The sequence below is a fragment of the Aliiroseovarius sp. B-4 genome, from assembly GCF_056857795.1.
On record NZ_JBSXNV010000030.1, the window covers coordinates 109,425 to 125,416 of the forward strand.

Sequence of the window (15,992 nt, forward strand, 5' to 3'; positions counted from 1 at the left end):
TGCGCGGATGGCTGGATGACCGCGGGTGACTGTGGGGGCGTGCTCCTGCGTGACGCGAGGAAAGTCCGGACTCCACAAGGCAATGGTGCCGGGTAATGCCCGGCCGGGGAAACCCGAGGGAAAGCGCCACAGAGAACAGACGGCCTGCGCCTGTCGCGGGTCACGGTGAAACGGTGGGGTAAGAGCCCACCGCGCGCTTGGCAACAAGGGCGGCACGGCAAGCCCCACCAGGAGCAATGCCAAATAGGGACCGCACGGGGCTTGCCCCAAAGCCGCCTTGGCTTTTGCAGGTCCGGGTTGGCAGCTTGAGGTGTCTGGTAACAGGCATCCTAGAGGAATGGTCATCCACGGTGGCAACACCTGGACAGAATCCGGCTTACAGGCCGTCCGCGCAATATTTCACGCCGATTGGGCACCGTCATGCGCGTCGTTTCGGAACGCGCGCGAATTTCCCGATTGCCTGTTGACTCGGGGGCCAATGACGCTAAAAGGCGGGTTCCAGAGATTTACCCGGGCGGGGTGCGCCCACCCGATGAGGAGCTGACGACATGGCGAAGCCGACCACTATCAAAATCCGCCTGAACTCGACCGCGGATACCGGCCACTTCTATGTGACCAAGAAGAATGCTCGCACCATGACCGAAAAAATGGTTGTGAAGAAATACGACCCGGTTGTGCGCAAGCATGTTGAATATAAGGAAGGTAAGATCAAGTAATCTTGATCCCTTTCGATGTTGAATGGGCCGTGCCGGTGGGCGCGGCCTTTTCGTTTATCAGCTTTGGATCTGTCGATACAGCGTGTCGGCAAAGTGGCGATAGGCCGTGGGTCCGGGGTGAAAGCCGTCCGCCGCCATCGTTGCGGGATCCAGCGACATGTTGAATGGCAGATATTCGATACCCAGCGTCTCGGCTTGCTGAGCCAGGGCCGTATCGAACCGCCTTGCCTGCTGTCCCAGAACAAAACGAAGTGGACCGGGCAGCAGGGGAAACTGATCCAGCGGCGGGACACCCGTGACCAGAATGCGCTGGGCGTGATGGCGTTGGCGTAGCCGGGCGTATAGCTGCTCGCGGTGCTTTAACAATCGGCGCAGCGGGGTTTGTCGGGTGATGTCGTTCACGCCCAACACCACGATGGCAATGTCGACTTCGCCCAGATCGTCAGGCCATTCTTCCAGCGTGGAACGTGTTGTTGCGCCGGTTCTGGCGTGCAGCGACCATGTCAGACGGTAATGCGCGGCAAGTTTGTCTGTCAAACGACCCGACAAGGCTTCGCCTTGATGGGACGCACCGACACCGGCGGCTGAAGAATCTCCGATAATAGCAAGACGCAGCGAAGAACCATCGCCAGTCTGTCCCGTGCGAGGCCCCGCAGGTTCCGGCAGGCTGGCCGCTGTTTTGCGAACAAGCAGCGCTTGCGCGATCAGAAGGGGAGCAAGGGCAAGTTTCAGAACTCTGTCAGACATGGGCCTGTTCCAAGCAAAAAGGGCCGGTCCCTCAAGACCGGCCCTTTGTTCGTTTGTTACGCCTGCTTATTCACGGTTGCCCAGGAATTGCAGCAGGAACATGAACAGGTTGATGAAGTCCAGATACAGGTTCAGTGCACCCATGATTGCGGATTTCGCCAGCCATTCGCTGTCCATAGCCTGCGCGTGCGCAATGTAATCCGTCTTGATCTTCTGCGTGTCATAAGCTGTCAGACCAGCAAAGATCAGAACACCGATTACCGAGATCGCAAAATGAAGCATCGAGCTTCCGATGAAGATGTTGACGATCGACGCCACGATCAGACCAATCAGACCCATGATCAGGAATGCCCCCAATGCGCTTAGGTCGCGCTTGGTGGTGTAGCCATAAAGGCTTAGACCCGCGAAGGCGATTGCGGTGATCAAGAAGGTTTGCACGATCGACACGCCGGTGAAGACAAGGAAGATCGAGCTGATCGACAGCCCCATCAGCGCGGCAAACGCATAGAAGAACAGTTGCGCACCTGACGCGGACAAGCGGTTAATGGCGGCGCCGAAGGCAAACACCATAGCCAGCGGAGCGAACATAACGACCCATTTCAGCGGCGACATATAGATCGCCTGACCCAATCCGGTCAGGTATTTACCTTCGCTTATCGCAGCGGTCGCACCTGTCGGATCGGTGGTTACCGCAAGGCCAGCGATGGCCCAGCTTGCCAAGGCAGTGATCAGAAGACCCACGGACATCAGCCCATAGACCTTGTTCATATGGGCGCGAAGCCCTTCGTCGATTGCGGCGCGGGTGCCTACGCCTGCGCGAACCGTATCATATTGAGCCATTTAGATAGACCTCCAGAAAAACACAACTGGCGAGCCCCAAACGGAAACCGCCCTTGGCCTTAATATCGGCAAGGGCGGAATGTATTTCAAGAGGAATAGGATAACTTGATCGGAAAGATCAGATGTTAGTTCCAGTGCGCCGGAATATCCCAAATGGGGCGGTTCGCTTCGCGATACGCAGCGTCTGGTGTCAGACCGATATCTTTCAACCGGATCGCGTCCAAATTTGCCAGTGCATGACGTTCGCGATGGACCTCCCAGGCGTGGACCAGCCAAGCCAGCGGTGAGAACGCGCGCTTTACGGTAGGGGCATTGGTGCAGATAACAGCAGACATCTCGTCTCTCCTTCTCAGAGGTAAATGGTTGATAGGCGTTGCATCAACGTTCTTGATGTTTATGCTGATCTAGGTTTGATAAGTAAAATGAATGTTTTTGCTATTATGCATCAAGAGGTGTGATATGCCCCGAAATCTTGACCTGACGGCTTTGCGCAGTTTTGTAACCGTTGCGGACGCGGGCGGAGTGACACGTGCGGCGGGGCTTTTGCATCTGACCCAGTCCGCCGTGTCGATGCAGTTGAAACGGCTTGAGGAAAGTTTGGGTCGTCCTTTGTTGGATCGTTCGGGGCGGGGGGTGTCGCTGACTGCCGACGGCGAACAATTGCTGGGATATGCGCGCCGCATGATGCGCCTGAATGACGAGGTATATGCGCGCCTTACGGATCACGCGTATGAGGGTGAGATCGTCTTGGGGGTTCCCTCCGATGTGGTCTATCCGGCGATCCCCACGGTGTTGAAGCAGTTTCACGCCGAATATCCGAGGATGCGCGTCCACTTGATCTCGTCCTATACAAGCCGTCTGAAATCCATGTTCGCGCGTGGCGAATGTGACATCACCCTGACCACAGAAGAAGAAAAGGACGCCGGAGCCGAAACCCTGGCCGCGCTTCCGCTGGTCTGGGTCGGGGCGCCGAACGGTCAGGCGTGGCGTTCAAGACCGCTGCGGCTTGCTTTTGAGCGTAACTGCATTTTCCGCAAGGGCGTTCAAAAAGCCCTGAATGCGGCGAATATTCAGTGGGAGATGGGGGTTGACGGTGATTCTACCCGCACGATCGAGGCATCGTTGTCAGCAGATTTGGCCGTGCACGCCGTGATCGATGGCACCGTTCAGCCGTTTCTAGAGCAGATCGACCACGGAGGAGCATTGCCGGATCTTGCTGTCACCCGGGTGAACATGTATGCGGCGAGCAATTCGGGTGGCCAGGCCATGCAGGACTTGCTGTCGATGATCCGCCGGGCATTTGCCGAACTCTAGGGCGATGGCGGCATGGTGACGACCACCTTGCCCGTCGATTTGCGCTGCCTCAGCAGGTCCAAGGCCTCGCCCGCGCGGTCAAGCGGTAGCGTGTGGCTGACATGGGGTTTGATCCTGCCTTCGCCATACCAGGTCAGCAACTGACGCAGGCTGTCGGTCAAGGGGTCGGGTCGGAACTTCAGATACCCGCCCCAGTAAAAGCCGATCAGAGTGATGTTCTTGACCAGCATGTGATTTGGCCGCACCTCGGGCAGATCGCCACTGGCAAAACCGATCAACAGGATCCGGGCTTCCGGGTTGCAGGCGCGGAAGGCCGCGTTGAACTGGTCGCCGCCGATCGCGTCATAGACCACATCTGCTCCGCCCAACGCCTTGACCTCGTCTCGGATGTCCTGTGTGTCCGTGTCGATCAGATGATCGGCGCCGGCGCGACGGCAGACCTCCAGTTTCTCGGCCCCGCGCGCGCAAGCGACGACCCGCGCACCCATGACCTTGCCAATTTCCACTGCGGTCAGCCCGACCCCACCGGCTGCGCCCAGAACGACCAGTGTTTCGCCCGGTTGCAGCCGTGCTTTGTAGTCCAGCGCCATGTGGCTCGTGCCATAGGCGATCTGGAACGCGGCGGCGTCTTCGAAGCTCATGTTGTCGGGCAGGGGCAGGCATCGGGTCGCATCGAACACACCCTGTTCGGCCAGACCATCGCGGCCAGAAAAGACCACAACCCGTGTCCCTGGCTTGGGACCGTCAGCATCCGGGCCAAGGGCGGTGACGATCCCGGCCGGTTCCATCCCCAGCGAAAAGGGTGGCCGTGGCGTGTCCTGGTATTTACCTTTCGACATCAGCAGATCGGCGAAATTCAAACCACAAGCGCGGATGTCCACCAATGCTTGTCCGGATTGGGGAGTTGGCGTGGCGACGTCAACCAGCTGTGCCGGATGGTCGAAATCTGTGACGAGAAGGGTTTTCATGCGGGCTCCTTTTGGCAACTCCATAGGTGTTTCCGAGCGGAAAATCGAGCAAGATAGTAGAGAATCATCTGCTCGCCTCAGCGTTGTGTAGTTGCAAAATGCAAAACTTGTTGCTAATCTCCTTTTGCGTGTGCTTCCATGTTGACGACTTTCGCTGTGGTGGAGGCGCAAAAAATGCGAATGAATACGTATATCGTATTGGTATTAATAAGTTTTTCATTATTGACGTCGAAGCTGACCAAAAAGACAGGTTGAGTGAACGCGTCGACACATGGTCAGTGGTTGCGTAATTCAATCTAGTAACGAGGAGTGGTTCAATGAAACATCCGGTGGATGTCCATGTTGGTAAACGCGTCCGTCACCGCCGTTGGATGGTGGGGATGACGCAGCAGCAGTTGGCTGAAAAAGTAGGGATCAAATTCCAACAGATCCAGAAATACGAAACCGGCATGAACCGCGTCTCTGCGTCTCGGCTTTGGGATATCGCGGCAGCACTTTCGGTGCCGGTCAGCTTTTTCTTTGAAGGGCTGGAAAGCAAACCCGATGCCGATACCGAAGGTGCCCTGCCGGGCGACATCCTGGCGGATAAAGAAGCTCTGGAACTGGTGCGCAGCTATTACGCCATTCCTGACAATCAACGTCGTCGCCTGTTTGAACTGGCGCGTGTCCTGTCAGACGTGGCCTGAGCTTGACGCCAGACCGGTTGCCCTGTTACCGCGCGGTCAACAAACTGCCGGGGTGACATGGTGACCGATCTGACGTCAGAGACCAAACAGGAATTGCTGCGCGTTGCTGAGGCTTTGGCCGATGCGGCGCGCAAAGCCATCCTGCCCTATTTCCGCGCCGATGGCCTGACTGCTGACAACAAACTCAGCGAAGGGTTTGATCCGGTCACCGAAGGTGACCGCGCGGCAGAACGCGCGATGCGCGACCTTTTGGCAGTCCTGCGCCCAAAGGATACCGTTCTGGGCGAGGAATTCGGCCTGACCGCAGGGGAAAGCGGTCTGACATGGGTGCTTGACCCGATTGATGGTACCCGCGCCTTTCTGTCGGGCACACCCACATGGGGTGTGTTGATCGCAGTCGGCGATGACAACGGCCCCCAGCTTGGCGTTATTGATCAGCCTTATATCGGGGAACGCTTCATCGGCGGTTTCGGCGAAGCCCGTGTTGACGGGCCGCACGGAACACGCCGTTTGCAGACACGCGCGCCGCGCGATCTGGCGGATGCGATTCTGTTCACGACATTCCCGGAAGTTGGCACGCCGCGGGAAGGCCAAGCGTTTCAACGGCTGTCAAACGAGGTCAAGCTGACGCGGTTCGGTCTGGATTGCTATGCCTATGGGCTGGTGGCCGCAGGACAAATCGACCTTGTGGTCGAGGCCGGCTTGCAGGCGTATGACATCCAAGGCCCGATGGCGGTGATCGAAGCGGCAGGTGGTATTGTCACGAACTGGGAAGGCGGACCCGTGCATCAAGGCGGGCGCGTGGTGGCAGCGGCCAATCGGCAGATCCACGCTGCGGCGCTGGCGTTTCTGTCCTGCCCCTGAACGGCTGATCAAGGGTATTGTAGGGGACCGCCTGTGCGTGGCAAAATGCCCAAGCGCGCGAGTCCTTTGCCCTTTCTGTCGCCGCCAGAGTTGTCTCACCGAAATGGGCGGGAGGAGACAACATGGACTATCTGATCCGCAATGCACGAACCATTCTGACGATGGATGACGACAGCCGCGAGCTTTCGTCAACCGATATTCGCATCTCAAACGGGGTCATCACGGATATCGGCGTTGATCTTGAACAGGATTGCGAAGTGCTGGACGCAAGCCGCGCCGTTGTGACGCCGGGCCTCGTGAACACCCATCATCATCTGTATCAAACCCTGACGCGGGCTGTGCCGGGCGGGCAGGACGCGCTTTTGTTCGGATGGTTGCAGACGCTTTACCCGATTTGGTCGCGCTTCGGCCCGGATGAGATGCGCGTGTCGGCCATGGTGGGTCTGGCCGAACTGGCCTTGTCGGGTTGCACGATGAGCTCGGATCACCTCTATCTCTATCCCAGCGGTGCGCGGCTTGAGGATACGATCGACGGCGCGCGCGAAGTCGGTCTGCGCTTTCATCCCACGCGTGGCGCGATGTCGATCGGGGAAAGCGATGGCGGCCTGCCGCCCGACATGCTGGTCGAGCGCGAAAGCGCAATTCTTGAAGATTGCATCCGGGTGATTGATGCCTTTCACGATCCGTCCGACGGCGCGATGTTGCGGGTGGGCGTGGCACCGTGTTCGCCCTTTTCGGTCAGTCGTGAGTTGATGCGGGACGCGGCCCTTCTGGCGCGTGACAAAGGCGTGATGCTGCACACCCATCTGGCAGAAAACGACGAGGACATCGCCTATAGCCAGGCGCAGTTCGGTTGTCGGCCGGGTCAATATGCCGAAGAACTGGGTTGGGTCGGGGATGATGTCTGGCACGCTCATTGTGTCAAGCTGGACAGCACCGAGATTGACCTGTTCGCCCACACGCGCACCGGGGTCGCGCATTGCCCCTGCTCAAACTGCCGACTTGGATCGGGAATCGCGCCTGTGCGCCAGATGCGCGACGCGGGCGTCAAGGTTGGCTTGGGGGTGGATGGTTCTGCCTCCAACGATCAGGGCAACCTGATGGAGGAAGCGCGTCAAGCCATGCTTTTGCAACGCGTGGCCTTCGGCGCCGACAAGATGAGCGCCCGCGAGGTGTTGCGCATCGCGACCCGCGGCGGGGCCGAGGTTCTTGGGCGTCACGATTGCGGCCAGATCGCCGTGGGCAAGCGTGCGGATATAGCGATCTGGGATGTGTCCGGGCTGGAAAGCGCAGGCAGCTGGGATCCGGCGGCGCTGGTCTTGGCAGGCCCACGTCAGGTCCGCGACCTGTTTGTCGAAGGGCGGCAGATCGTGCGGGATGGGCGGATCACAACGCTTGACCTGCCGCGATTGATCGAAGATCAAAATCGCCTCGCTGCACGGCTTGGTGCGTGACAGGCTGAACTTGCAATTTTGCGATCAGTTCTTTTTCTGTTAAGATCAGCGGTATTTTAATATTTCTCTCACGCGGATATTGCCGCAGAAAGGATGGGCTCACCATGCTTTCCGTAATGAGTGACAAGACATTTTTAGCACTGGCTGCGGCCCTTGGTTACGGGGTTTCGACCATTTTGATGAAGCATTTTTCTTATGGCTATGCGCTGTTGCCACTGGCGCTGCTTGTCGCCGTTTTGGCGGGCACCGTAGTTTCTGAAGTTCTGTTGCTTCGTCAAGTTGAACTCGGTCTTGCCTATATCGCGATTATCGCCACCGAATCCCTGCTTGTGCTGACCTATGCCTTTGTCATTGGCGAAGGGCTGTCGCGGCAGGAAATGGCCGGGGCGGCATTTGTTCTGGTCGGGGTAGCTCTGGTCAGCTTCTAAGGCATGTGCCATTGGCCCAGACTGCTTTGATCGCGCGGTCATCCCCCATCATGATGGTGGGAAAGATCGCTTGCCATATATCCTCGGCGCGCGCTGCGCGCTGGGCGATGGCTGGTGTCGAGGCCAAGTCGATTACGGCCAGATCTGCCTCGGACCCCGGTGCGAGCGTGCCGATCTTGTCGGCCATTCGCAGCGCATGTGCAGATCCTTCGGTCGCCAGCCACCAAAGCTGCGCGGGGTGTAGCGGATGGCCACGAAGCTGAGCCACCTCGTAGGCAGCCGCCATTGTGCGCAACATCGAAAAGGACGACCCGCCGCCCGTATCGGTGGCCAACCCGATCCGGTGCCCCTGTTCCATTAGCGAGTTCATATCGAACAGGCCGGACCCGATGAACATGTTTGAGGTTGGGCAATGGATCAGGCTTGCATCGACCTCGCGAATGCGGTCACGTTCGCGATCGGTCAAATGAATGGCATGCCCCAGAAGTGCGCCTGGCCCCAGCAGGCCGTGACGCTCATAGACATCGAGGTAATCCGTGGCGTCTGGAAACAAATCCGCAACCCATGCAACTTCTTCATGCTGTTCGCTGATATGGGTCTGCATCAGCACATCCGGGTTTTCCGCCCACAACCCGCCAAGTGCCGCCAGTTGGTCAGGCGTTGACGTGGGCGCAAACCGGGGCGTGATGACATAGGACAGCCGATCCTGCCCGTGCCAGCGGTTCAGCAATGCCTTGCTGTCGTCATAGGCGCTCTGTGGCGTGTCTTGCAGCGTCTCGGGGGCGTTCCGATCCATGCAGGTCTTGCCACCCAACACCCGCAATCCGCGCTTTTGGGCTGCGGTGAAATAAGCATCAACGCTTTCGGGATGAATGGTGCAATAACTGACTGTTGTTGTGGTGCCCGACGCGGTGACAAGATCGAAGTAAGACCCGGCAATCTCGGCGGCGTGGGCGGGATCGCCGAACCGGCTTTCTTCGGGAAAGGTATAACTGTTCAGCCAGTCAATCAGACGCTTTCCCCATGACGCAATAATTGCGGTTTGCGGGTAATGGACATGCGCATCGACAAAACCGGGTGAAATCAGGGCGTCGCCATAATCCGTCACCTTCGCCTGTGGATACTTCTGGCGCAACTCGTCCGCTGGCCCGGCCTCTTTGATCATGCCGCCTTCGATGGCGACCGCACCGCGTGGTTCGTGTGTCGTGCTATCAGTCAGAGGTGCCTTGAACGGGTCAGCGGTAAACCGGATGGTCTGTCCCAGAAGAAGCTGCATGTCGTGCCTTTCGTAAACGCCATCGGGCAGATTACGGTTGGAAATTTAACGTGGCAACGGGTTTCTTGCTGTTCCATTGCGCTCGACCATGTCCTATGTTCACGCTGACCAATCGGGAGGGCCTCGTGATGCTGGACGATCAACTTAGCGACGATGTGCTCGAAGAAGGGGATTACGAGCTGGACAAAGAGGTGTTCCAGCCGGTTCTGGCCGCGCTTGAAGCGGAAGATGCCGAAGCGTTGGTCCGGGCGCTTGAACCCGTTCACGCCGCCGACATCGCCGATATTATCGAGCAGTTGGGCCATGACGAGCGTGTCGCACTGGTGCGCCTGTATGGTGGCGAACTGGACGGCGAGATTCTGTCGGAACTGGACGAGGGTCTGCGCGAGGAAATCGTCGGCGCGATGTCTCCGACGGTTTTGGCGGATGCGGTTCGCGAACTTGAGACCGACGATGTCGTCGACCTGATCGAAGACCTTGATGAGCCGCAAACTGCGGCGGTTCTGCGCGCGCTTGATGACGATGATCGGGCCGTGGTCGAACAAAGCCTGTCCTATCCCGAGGAATCCGCGGGCCGCTTGATGCAGCGCGAGCTGGTGTTTGTGCCGGAACATTGGGATGTGGGGCAAACCATTGATTTTCTGCGCAATCAGGAAGATTTACCCGAACAATTCTATCACGTCATTCTGGTCGACCCGCGGATGCGCCCGACAGGTTATGTCACGCTGGGGCGTCTGATGGGCAGTGCCCGCAAGGTCAAGATGGTGGACATTGCCGAGGACAGCTTTCGCACCATACCGGTCATGCAGGACGAAGGCGAAGTGGCCTATGCGTTCAATCAGTACCACCTGATCTCGGCCCCGGTGGTCGATGCAGATGACCGCCTTGTGGGCGTGATCACCATCGATGATGCCATGGTCATTCTGGATGAAGAACATGAAGAAGACATCATGCGTCTGGCTGGTGTGGGTGAAAGCAGCCTGTCGGACCGGGTAATTGACACAACCAAGCGGCGCTTCCCGTGGCTGGCGGTGAACCTTGTGACCGCCATTCTGGCGTCACTGGTGATTGCGCAGTTTGAGGATGTGATTACGCAATTCGTGGCGCTGGCTGTGCTGATGCCGATCGTGGCCTCGATGGGTGGTAATGCGGGCACGCAGTCGCTGACCGTGGCCGTGCGCTCGCTGGCGACGAAAGACCTGACCTCGGCAAACGTCTGGCGCGTGATCCGGCGCGAAGCCGCTGTGGGTCTGATCAACGGGCTGATCTTTGCCGTGGTCATGGGGCTGGTGGGCGTGGCCTGGTTTGGCACCCCGTTGCTGGGCGTCGTGATCGCCATCGCGATGGTCGTTAATCTGGTGGTGGCGGGTCTGGCCGGGGTTATCATCCCGGTTGTGCTGGATCGCCTCGACATTGACCCCGCGCTGGCATCCGGCGCGTTTGTGACAACCGTCACGGATGTCGTGGGCTTCTTTGCCTTCTTGGGGCTTGCTGCGGTGATGTTGCTTTGAAAACAGATCAGGACGACTTGAAAACGATCAAGGCACGTGCGCGCAAGGCGGCCTTTGCCCGTCGGAAAGACGTGCACAGCGAGGCGCGGTCGGCTGCGGGGGTCGCAAATCTTTTGTCGGTTGTGACCGAGCATAAAGGAAAGACGCTGTCGGGTTATGTGCCGATCCGCACCGAAATCACGCCTGTGCCCGTGATGGCCGCGATGGCCACGCATGGGCCGGTCTGCGTGCCGGTGACTGGTCAACTGGGCGAGCCACTGCGCTTTGCGCTTTGGACCCCGGATTGCGAGATGACCGAGGGCGCGTTTGGCGCGTTCATCCCGGCGACACGGCAGTTTGTCGAGCCCGACGTGTTGATCGTGCCGCTGCTGTCGTTTGACCGCCATGGCGGTCGTCTGGGTTATGGCGGTGGCTTCTACGACCGAACGCTTGAGGGGCTGCGCGCCAAGCGGCCGACACTTGCCATTGGCTATGCCTACAGCGCGCAAGAGGTGGACGCGGTGCCGCTGGAACCCACCGATCAACTGCTTGACGCAATCGTCACAGATGAAGGCGTGCATTGGGTGTGATCCAAACGCTTTGGCTTGCCCTTTTCACCCATTCGACCTAGGGCTTGGGGCATGAAGATACTTTTTCTTGGCGACATTATGGGGCGCGCGGGCCGGCGTGCTGTGACCGAGCGGCTGAAGGGGCTGCGTGAGGCGTGGAAGCTGGACTTCGTGGTTGTGAACAGCGAAAACGCGACCGGTGGGGCAGGCCTGACCGCCGCACACGCGCGCACGATACTGGACGCAGGTGCTGACGTGATCACGCTGGGCGATCATGCGTTCGACCAACGTGAGATGCTGACTTTTTGCGAGCAGGAGCAGCGGATCATCCGCCCACTGAACTATGCCAAAGACGCGCCGGGCACGGGCGCGCGAGTATTCTCGGACGCCCGTGGGCGCAAGATTCTGGTCACGCAGGCTTTGGGGCAGGTGTTCATGAGGCGCCCTTTCGACGATCCGTTTTCGGCGGTGGATGCAGTGCTGAAACGTCATCCTCTTGGCGGCGCGGTGCAGGCTGCCCTGGTCGATATTCACTGCGAAGCCACGTCCGAGAAGATGGGCATGGGCCATTGGTGTGACGGACGTGCCAGCATCGTGGTTGGCACTCACACGCATGTGCCCACAGCCGACGCGCAAATCCTGCCCAAAGGCACGGCGTTTCAGTCTGATGCCGGCATGTGCGGCGATTATGACAGCGTGATCGGAATGCAGAAAGAAGAACCGATGCGCCGGTTCATCACGGGCATGTCGAAAAGTCGCTTCACCCCAGCGGCGGGCGAGGCGACGTTGTCAGGCCTCTATGTCGAAACCGACGACCGCACCGGCAAGGCCACGCGAGTTCAGATGATCCGCGAGGGTGGACGGTTGGCTCAATCGACACCTTCCGACCTTGGCTGATCCGAACTTCTTCCGGTATTGAACTGTGAAACGTGCAATCAACCCTTAACACACGTGCTGCATTCAGCGAAAAACCGCGCTTGCTCACCGGACGCGCTCCGGGCAAGACTGCACTGACGAACCGAACAGGGACAGCGAATGGGCCTATTTGATTTTGGCGATATGACGTTGGCGGTGCTTTCACTGCTGGTCGTGGCTGGCATGTTCGTGATGTTCTTGCGCGAAACCTTCCCGACCGAGGTCGTCGCCATTGGCGGTGTCGCCATCATGCTGGTCCTGGGCATTCTGGACTATGAACAGGGCTTGAAGGTGTTGTCGAACCCTGCTCCGTGGACAATCGCCGGCATGTTCATCGTCATGGGTGCGCTGGTGCGCACGGGTGCGCTTCATTGGTTTACACAGATCGCTGAGCGCCGGGCCGAGAAACGGCCGGTTCTGGCGTTATCTGCCCTGATGGGGTTCGTGGTGATTGCCTCGGCTTTTGTGTCCAATACGCCCGTCGTTGTGGTGATGATCCCGGTCTTTGTGCAACTTGCCAAGAAAATCGGCTCCTCGGCGTCGAAACTTCTGATACCACTCAGCTATGGTGCCATTCTGGGCGGCACGTTGACCCTGATCGGGACATCGACAAACCTGTTGGTTGACGGTGTGGCGCGTGCTAACGGATTGACGGCCTTCACGATTTTCGAGGTTACACCGCTGGGCATCGCATTGGTGGCCTGGGGCATGATCTATATTTACTTCATTGCGCCGAAGATCCTGCCTGATCGCGACAGCATGGCATCGCTTTTGTCCGACCGGTCCCGCAAGAAGTTCTTTACCGAGGCGGTGGTCCCGCCCGAAAGCAACCTGATCGGGCGCGAAGTGAACGGGGTGCAATTGTTCAAGCGCGATGGCGTCCGGCTGGTTGACGTTGTGCGGGGCGATGCCTCGCTTCGACGCAATCTGGACGAGGTGACACTGCAAGTCGGCGACCGTGTTGTTCTGCGCACGGCAATGACTGAGCTTTTGAGCCTGCAACGCGACAAAAGCCTGAAACGCGTGGATCAGGTGTCTGCGGTCGAAACCACGACCGTCGAGGTTCTGATTACCCCCGATTGCGGCATGGTTGGAAAGCAGTTGGGTCGGATGCGTCTGCGTCGTCGCTATGGCGTCTATCCTCTTGCCGTGCATCGCAAGAACCAGAATATCGGCCGCCAACTGGATGACCTGGTGGTGCGAGTCGGGGATACGCTGCTGCTGGAAGGCGCGCCCGAGGATATTCACCGGCTGGCGCAGGATATGAACCTGCTGGATGTCTCGAAACCGTCTGCACGCGAATATCGACGTGGTCACGCGCCGATTGCCATCGGGGCGCTGGTGGGTCTGGTTGTATTGGCGGGCATTGGCGTGGCACCGATTTTCTATCTGACCGTGCTTGCCGTGGCGGTGGTTCTGCTGACGCGCTGCATTGACGCGGATGAGGCGTTCGGGGCCGTTGACGGGAGTCTTCTGGTGCTGATTTTTTCGATGCTGGCGATTGGCGCAGGGCTGGAAAACTCGGGCGCGGTGAGCCTGATCGCGGAAAATGTGGCACCGCTTCTTGGTAATTTGCATCCGTTCCTGATCGTCTGGGCGATTTATTTGCTGACATCGGTCCTGACCGAGCTTGTGTCAAACAACGCGGTCGCGGTTGTTGTGACGCCAATTGCCATCGGCCTCGCCAATGCTTTGGGACTGGATCCGCGACCCTTGGTGGTGGCCGTAATGGTGGCCGCCTCGGCCAGTTTTGCAACACCGATCGGATATCAGACCAACACGCTGGTCTATGGTCCGGGCGGCTACAAGTTTTCAGATTTCCTGAAGGTCGGAATTCCGCTGAACTTGTCGGTGGGGCTGCTTGCTTCGGCCCTGATCCCGTTCATCTGGCCGCTCTAGGCGTTCCGGCACGGATCACAGCGGCCAGAACACCAGAATGGCGGGGATCGAGACCGCGACGACCAGAACTTCCAACGGCAGCCCCATCCGCCAATAATCGCCAAAACGATAGCCACCGGGGCCAAGGATCAACGTGTTGTTCTTGTGACCAATCGGGGTCAGGAAGGCGCAGCTTGCCGCCACCGCGACGGCCATCAAAAAGGGATCCGGGTTCTTGCCAAGCGCCTGTGCCATCTGAATACCAACCGGGGCGGCAACGATGGTGGTGGCGGTGTTGTTCAACACATCAGACAGGGTCATCGTGACAATCATCAAAACGGTCAACACAGCCCAAGCCGGCATCCCCTGCGTGATTCCCACCAATGCGTTCGCGATCAGTTCAGTGCCGCCGGATGTTTCCAGTGCCGCGCCCAGCGGGATCATCGACCCCAGCAGGACAACTACGGGCCATTCGATATGGGTATAGAGTTCGGACAGCGGCACAATCTTGGTCAGGGTGTAGCCCACGACCACAAGGCCCAGCGCCACGGGCAGATAGATCAGACCAAAGCTGGCCGCCGCCACGGCCCCACCAAACAACCCGATGGCCATCCAGACCTTGTCGTCCTGCGTCACTTTCAGCCCGCGTTCGGCAAGGGGCAGGCCGCCCAACCATTCGGTGACATCGGATTCGGACCCCTGCGGGACCAGCAAAAGAAGAATGTCGCCAGCGCGCACTTCGGTTTTGCGAACTTGCTTGGCGATCCGTTTCCCGGCGCGTGAAATCCCCAACAACACCGAGCGTTGCCGCCAATTCAGCCCGATGGACTGGGCGGTCTTGCCAACGATACGGGCATTGACCGGCACGACAATTTCGATCTTCGACAAGCCATCGCCTTCGGCCCGCAGCTTTTCCTCGCGCTCGGCATCTGTGAACGTCAGGCTCAGGGCGGCGCGAAACTCGTCCAGCGCTTCTGGCCGGGCTTCCAGCACCAGGGCATCGCCAGCTTCAAGTTTCGTGGCGCGCTGGGTGCCATATCGGCGCTTGCCACCGCGCACCAGGCCAAGTATCGCGACATCGTTTTTCTCGGCTGCTTCATCCAGATCTTTCAGACGTTTGCCGATATGTTTCGACTCCTCTGGAACCGTCAATTCTGCGACGTAGAGGCCGAAGTTCTCCATCGGATCCGATCCGTTTTCCACTGTCTCAGCCTGGGGGATCAGTCGCCAGCCGACCAAGGCAACGAAGATCAGACCCGCGGCGGCGGTAACGGCCCCGACCGGGGCGAAATCGAACATATGAAACGGTTCGCCCAGCGCCTCGCCCCGGATCGAGGCGATGATGATGTTGGGTGGGGTGCCGATCAGCGTCACCATGCCACCCAGAATGGTGGCAAAGGACAGGGGCATCAGGCTCAACCCCGGTGGGCGGCCTGCCTTACGGGCGGTCTGCACATCCACGGGCATCAACAACGCCAAGGCGGCAACGTTGTTCATAAACGCAGACAGAACGCCCCCGATTGCACCCATCAGCGCGATATGCGCCCCCAGCGAGCGTGAAGCATCCACCATCGTGCGAGTGATCAGGAACACTGCGCCAGATCGCACCAGCCCCGCCGACACCACCAGCACCAGTGCCACGATCAGCGTGGCCGGATGTCCGAAGCCGGAAAACGCGTCCTTGGTCGGGACGACCCCCAACACGACGCCCAGCATAAGGGCGGTGAAGGCCACAAGGTCATAGCGATATCGGCCCCACAGCAGCATGCCGAAAACCGCGCCGAAAAGCGAAAAGAGGATGATCTGATCTGTTGTCATGCCTCAAGGCTTACCGCCTGTAAGTGGAA

16 protein-coding genes and 1 other RNA gene are annotated in these 15,992 nt (G+C 59.0%); 11 read left to right on the forward strand and 6 right to left on the reverse strand.

The window, feature by feature from the left end; genetic code table 11:
• The first annotated feature begins 3 nt into the window (after positions 1-3).
• Positions 4-395: RNase P RNA component class A (gene rnpB, locus AC13C8_RS04790), an RNA gene on the forward strand.
• Between the two features lie 153 nt (positions 396-548).
• The gene (gene rpmG, locus AC13C8_RS04795) at positions 549-716 is read left to right on the forward strand and encodes a 50S ribosomal protein L33 (protein WP_008034579.1); all 168 of its coding nucleotides are present in this window, start codon (positions 549-551) and stop codon (positions 714-716) included.
• A gap of 57 nt (positions 717-773) precedes the next feature.
• Here the strand turns inward: rpmG and AC13C8_RS04800 are convergent, their stop codons facing one another.
• From AC13C8_RS04800 to AC13C8_RS04810, 3 genes are all read right to left on the reverse strand, one after another.
• Positions 774-1,463 (reverse strand): SGNH/GDSL hydrolase family protein, encoded by a 690-nt coding sequence (locus AC13C8_RS04800; protein ID WP_091428295.1) that lies wholly within the window; start codon positions 1,461-1,463, stop codon positions 774-776.
• 66 nt (positions 1,464-1,529) lie between these two features.
• On the reverse strand, positions 1,530-2,303 hold the full coding sequence (locus AC13C8_RS04805; protein ID WP_091428297.1) for a Bax inhibitor-1/YccA family protein: 774 nt from the start codon (positions 2,301-2,303) through the stop codon (positions 1,530-1,532).
• A gap of 125 nt (positions 2,304-2,428) precedes the next feature.
• Complete coding sequence (locus AC13C8_RS04810) at positions 2,429-2,638, reverse strand: DUF1127 domain-containing protein (protein WP_091428299.1); 210 nt, start codon at positions 2,636-2,638, stop codon at positions 2,429-2,431.
• Positions 2,639-2,762: 124 nt separating this feature from the next.
• Between AC13C8_RS04810 and AC13C8_RS04815 the strand changes: the two genes are divergently transcribed.
• Entirely contained in the window at positions 2,763-3,617 is an 855-nt protein-coding gene (locus AC13C8_RS04815; protein WP_091428300.1) for a LysR family transcriptional regulator, read from the forward strand.
• Here the strand turns inward: AC13C8_RS04815 and AC13C8_RS04820 are convergent.
• Positions 3,614-4,585, reverse strand: coding sequence for an NADPH:quinone oxidoreductase family protein (locus tag AC13C8_RS04820; RefSeq protein ID WP_482846536.1), 972 nt, complete (start codon positions 4,583-4,585; stop codon positions 3,614-3,616). The genes AC13C8_RS04815 and AC13C8_RS04820 overlap by 4 nt on opposite strands.
• 317 nt (positions 4,586-4,902) lie before the next feature.
• On the opposite strand from AC13C8_RS04820, the gene AC13C8_RS04825 reads away from it, so the two are divergent.
• The 4 genes from AC13C8_RS04825 to AC13C8_RS04840 all read left to right on the forward strand — a co-directional run bounded on the left by AC13C8_RS04825 (position 4,903) and on the right by AC13C8_RS04840 (position 8,017).
• Positions 4,903-5,271 carry a helix-turn-helix domain-containing protein gene (locus tag AC13C8_RS04825; protein WP_091428302.1) on the forward strand — a complete coding sequence of 123 codons (369 nt, stop codon included), beginning with the start codon at positions 4,903-4,905 and terminating at the stop codon, positions 5,269-5,271.
• Between the two features lie 57 nt (positions 5,272-5,328).
• On the forward strand, positions 5,329-6,135 hold the full coding sequence (locus AC13C8_RS04830; protein ID WP_482846537.1) for an inositol monophosphatase family protein: 807 nt from the start codon (positions 5,329-5,331) through the stop codon (positions 6,133-6,135).
• Between the two features lie 122 nt (positions 6,136-6,257).
• Positions 6,258-7,589 (forward strand): 8-oxoguanine deaminase, encoded by a 1,332-nt coding sequence (locus AC13C8_RS04835; protein WP_482846539.1) that lies wholly within the window; start codon positions 6,258-6,260, stop codon positions 7,587-7,589.
• A gap of 116 nt (positions 7,590-7,705) precedes the next feature.
• The gene (locus AC13C8_RS04840; protein WP_245744640.1) at positions 7,706-8,017 is read left to right on the forward strand and encodes a 5-aminolevulinate synthase; all 312 of its coding nucleotides are present in this window, start codon (positions 7,706-7,708) and stop codon (positions 8,015-8,017) included.
• Here the strand turns inward: AC13C8_RS04840 and guaD are convergent.
• A complete protein-coding gene (gene guaD, locus AC13C8_RS04845; RefSeq protein WP_482846540.1) occupies positions 8,007-9,293 on the reverse strand; it encodes a guanine deaminase in 1,287 nt (428 codons plus the stop codon). The two genes, AC13C8_RS04840 and guaD, sit on opposite strands and share 11 nt — an antisense overlap.
• Positions 9,294-9,388: 95 nt before the next feature.
• Here guaD and mgtE point away from each other — a divergent pair, with 95 nt between their 5' ends.
• From mgtE to AC13C8_RS04865, 4 genes are all read left to right on the forward strand, one after another.
• A complete protein-coding gene (mgtE, locus tag AC13C8_RS04850) occupies positions 9,389-10,804 on the forward strand; it encodes a magnesium transporter (protein WP_482846542.1) in 1,416 nt (471 codons plus the stop codon).
• Complete coding sequence (locus AC13C8_RS04855) at positions 10,801-11,373, forward strand: 5-formyltetrahydrofolate cyclo-ligase (RefSeq protein ID WP_482846543.1); 573 nt, start codon at positions 10,801-10,803, stop codon at positions 11,371-11,373. Before mgtE ends, AC13C8_RS04855 begins: the two co-directional genes overlap by 4 nt.
• Positions 11,374-11,424: 51 nt before the next feature.
• Entirely contained in the window at positions 11,425-12,249 is an 825-nt protein-coding gene (locus tag AC13C8_RS04860; protein WP_482846545.1) for a TIGR00282 family metallophosphoesterase, read from the forward strand.
• 138 nt (positions 12,250-12,387) lie between these two features.
• A complete protein-coding gene (locus tag AC13C8_RS04865; RefSeq protein WP_091428313.1) occupies positions 12,388-14,166 on the forward strand; it encodes an SLC13 family permease in 1,779 nt (592 codons plus the stop codon).
• Between the two features lie 15 nt (positions 14,167-14,181).
• Here the strand turns inward: AC13C8_RS04865 and AC13C8_RS04870 are convergent, their stop codons facing one another.
• Complete coding sequence (locus AC13C8_RS04870) at positions 14,182-15,963, reverse strand: SLC13 family permease (protein ID WP_482846547.1); 1,782 nt, start codon at positions 15,961-15,963, stop codon at positions 14,182-14,184.
• Positions 15,964-15,992 lie beyond the last annotated feature (29 nt).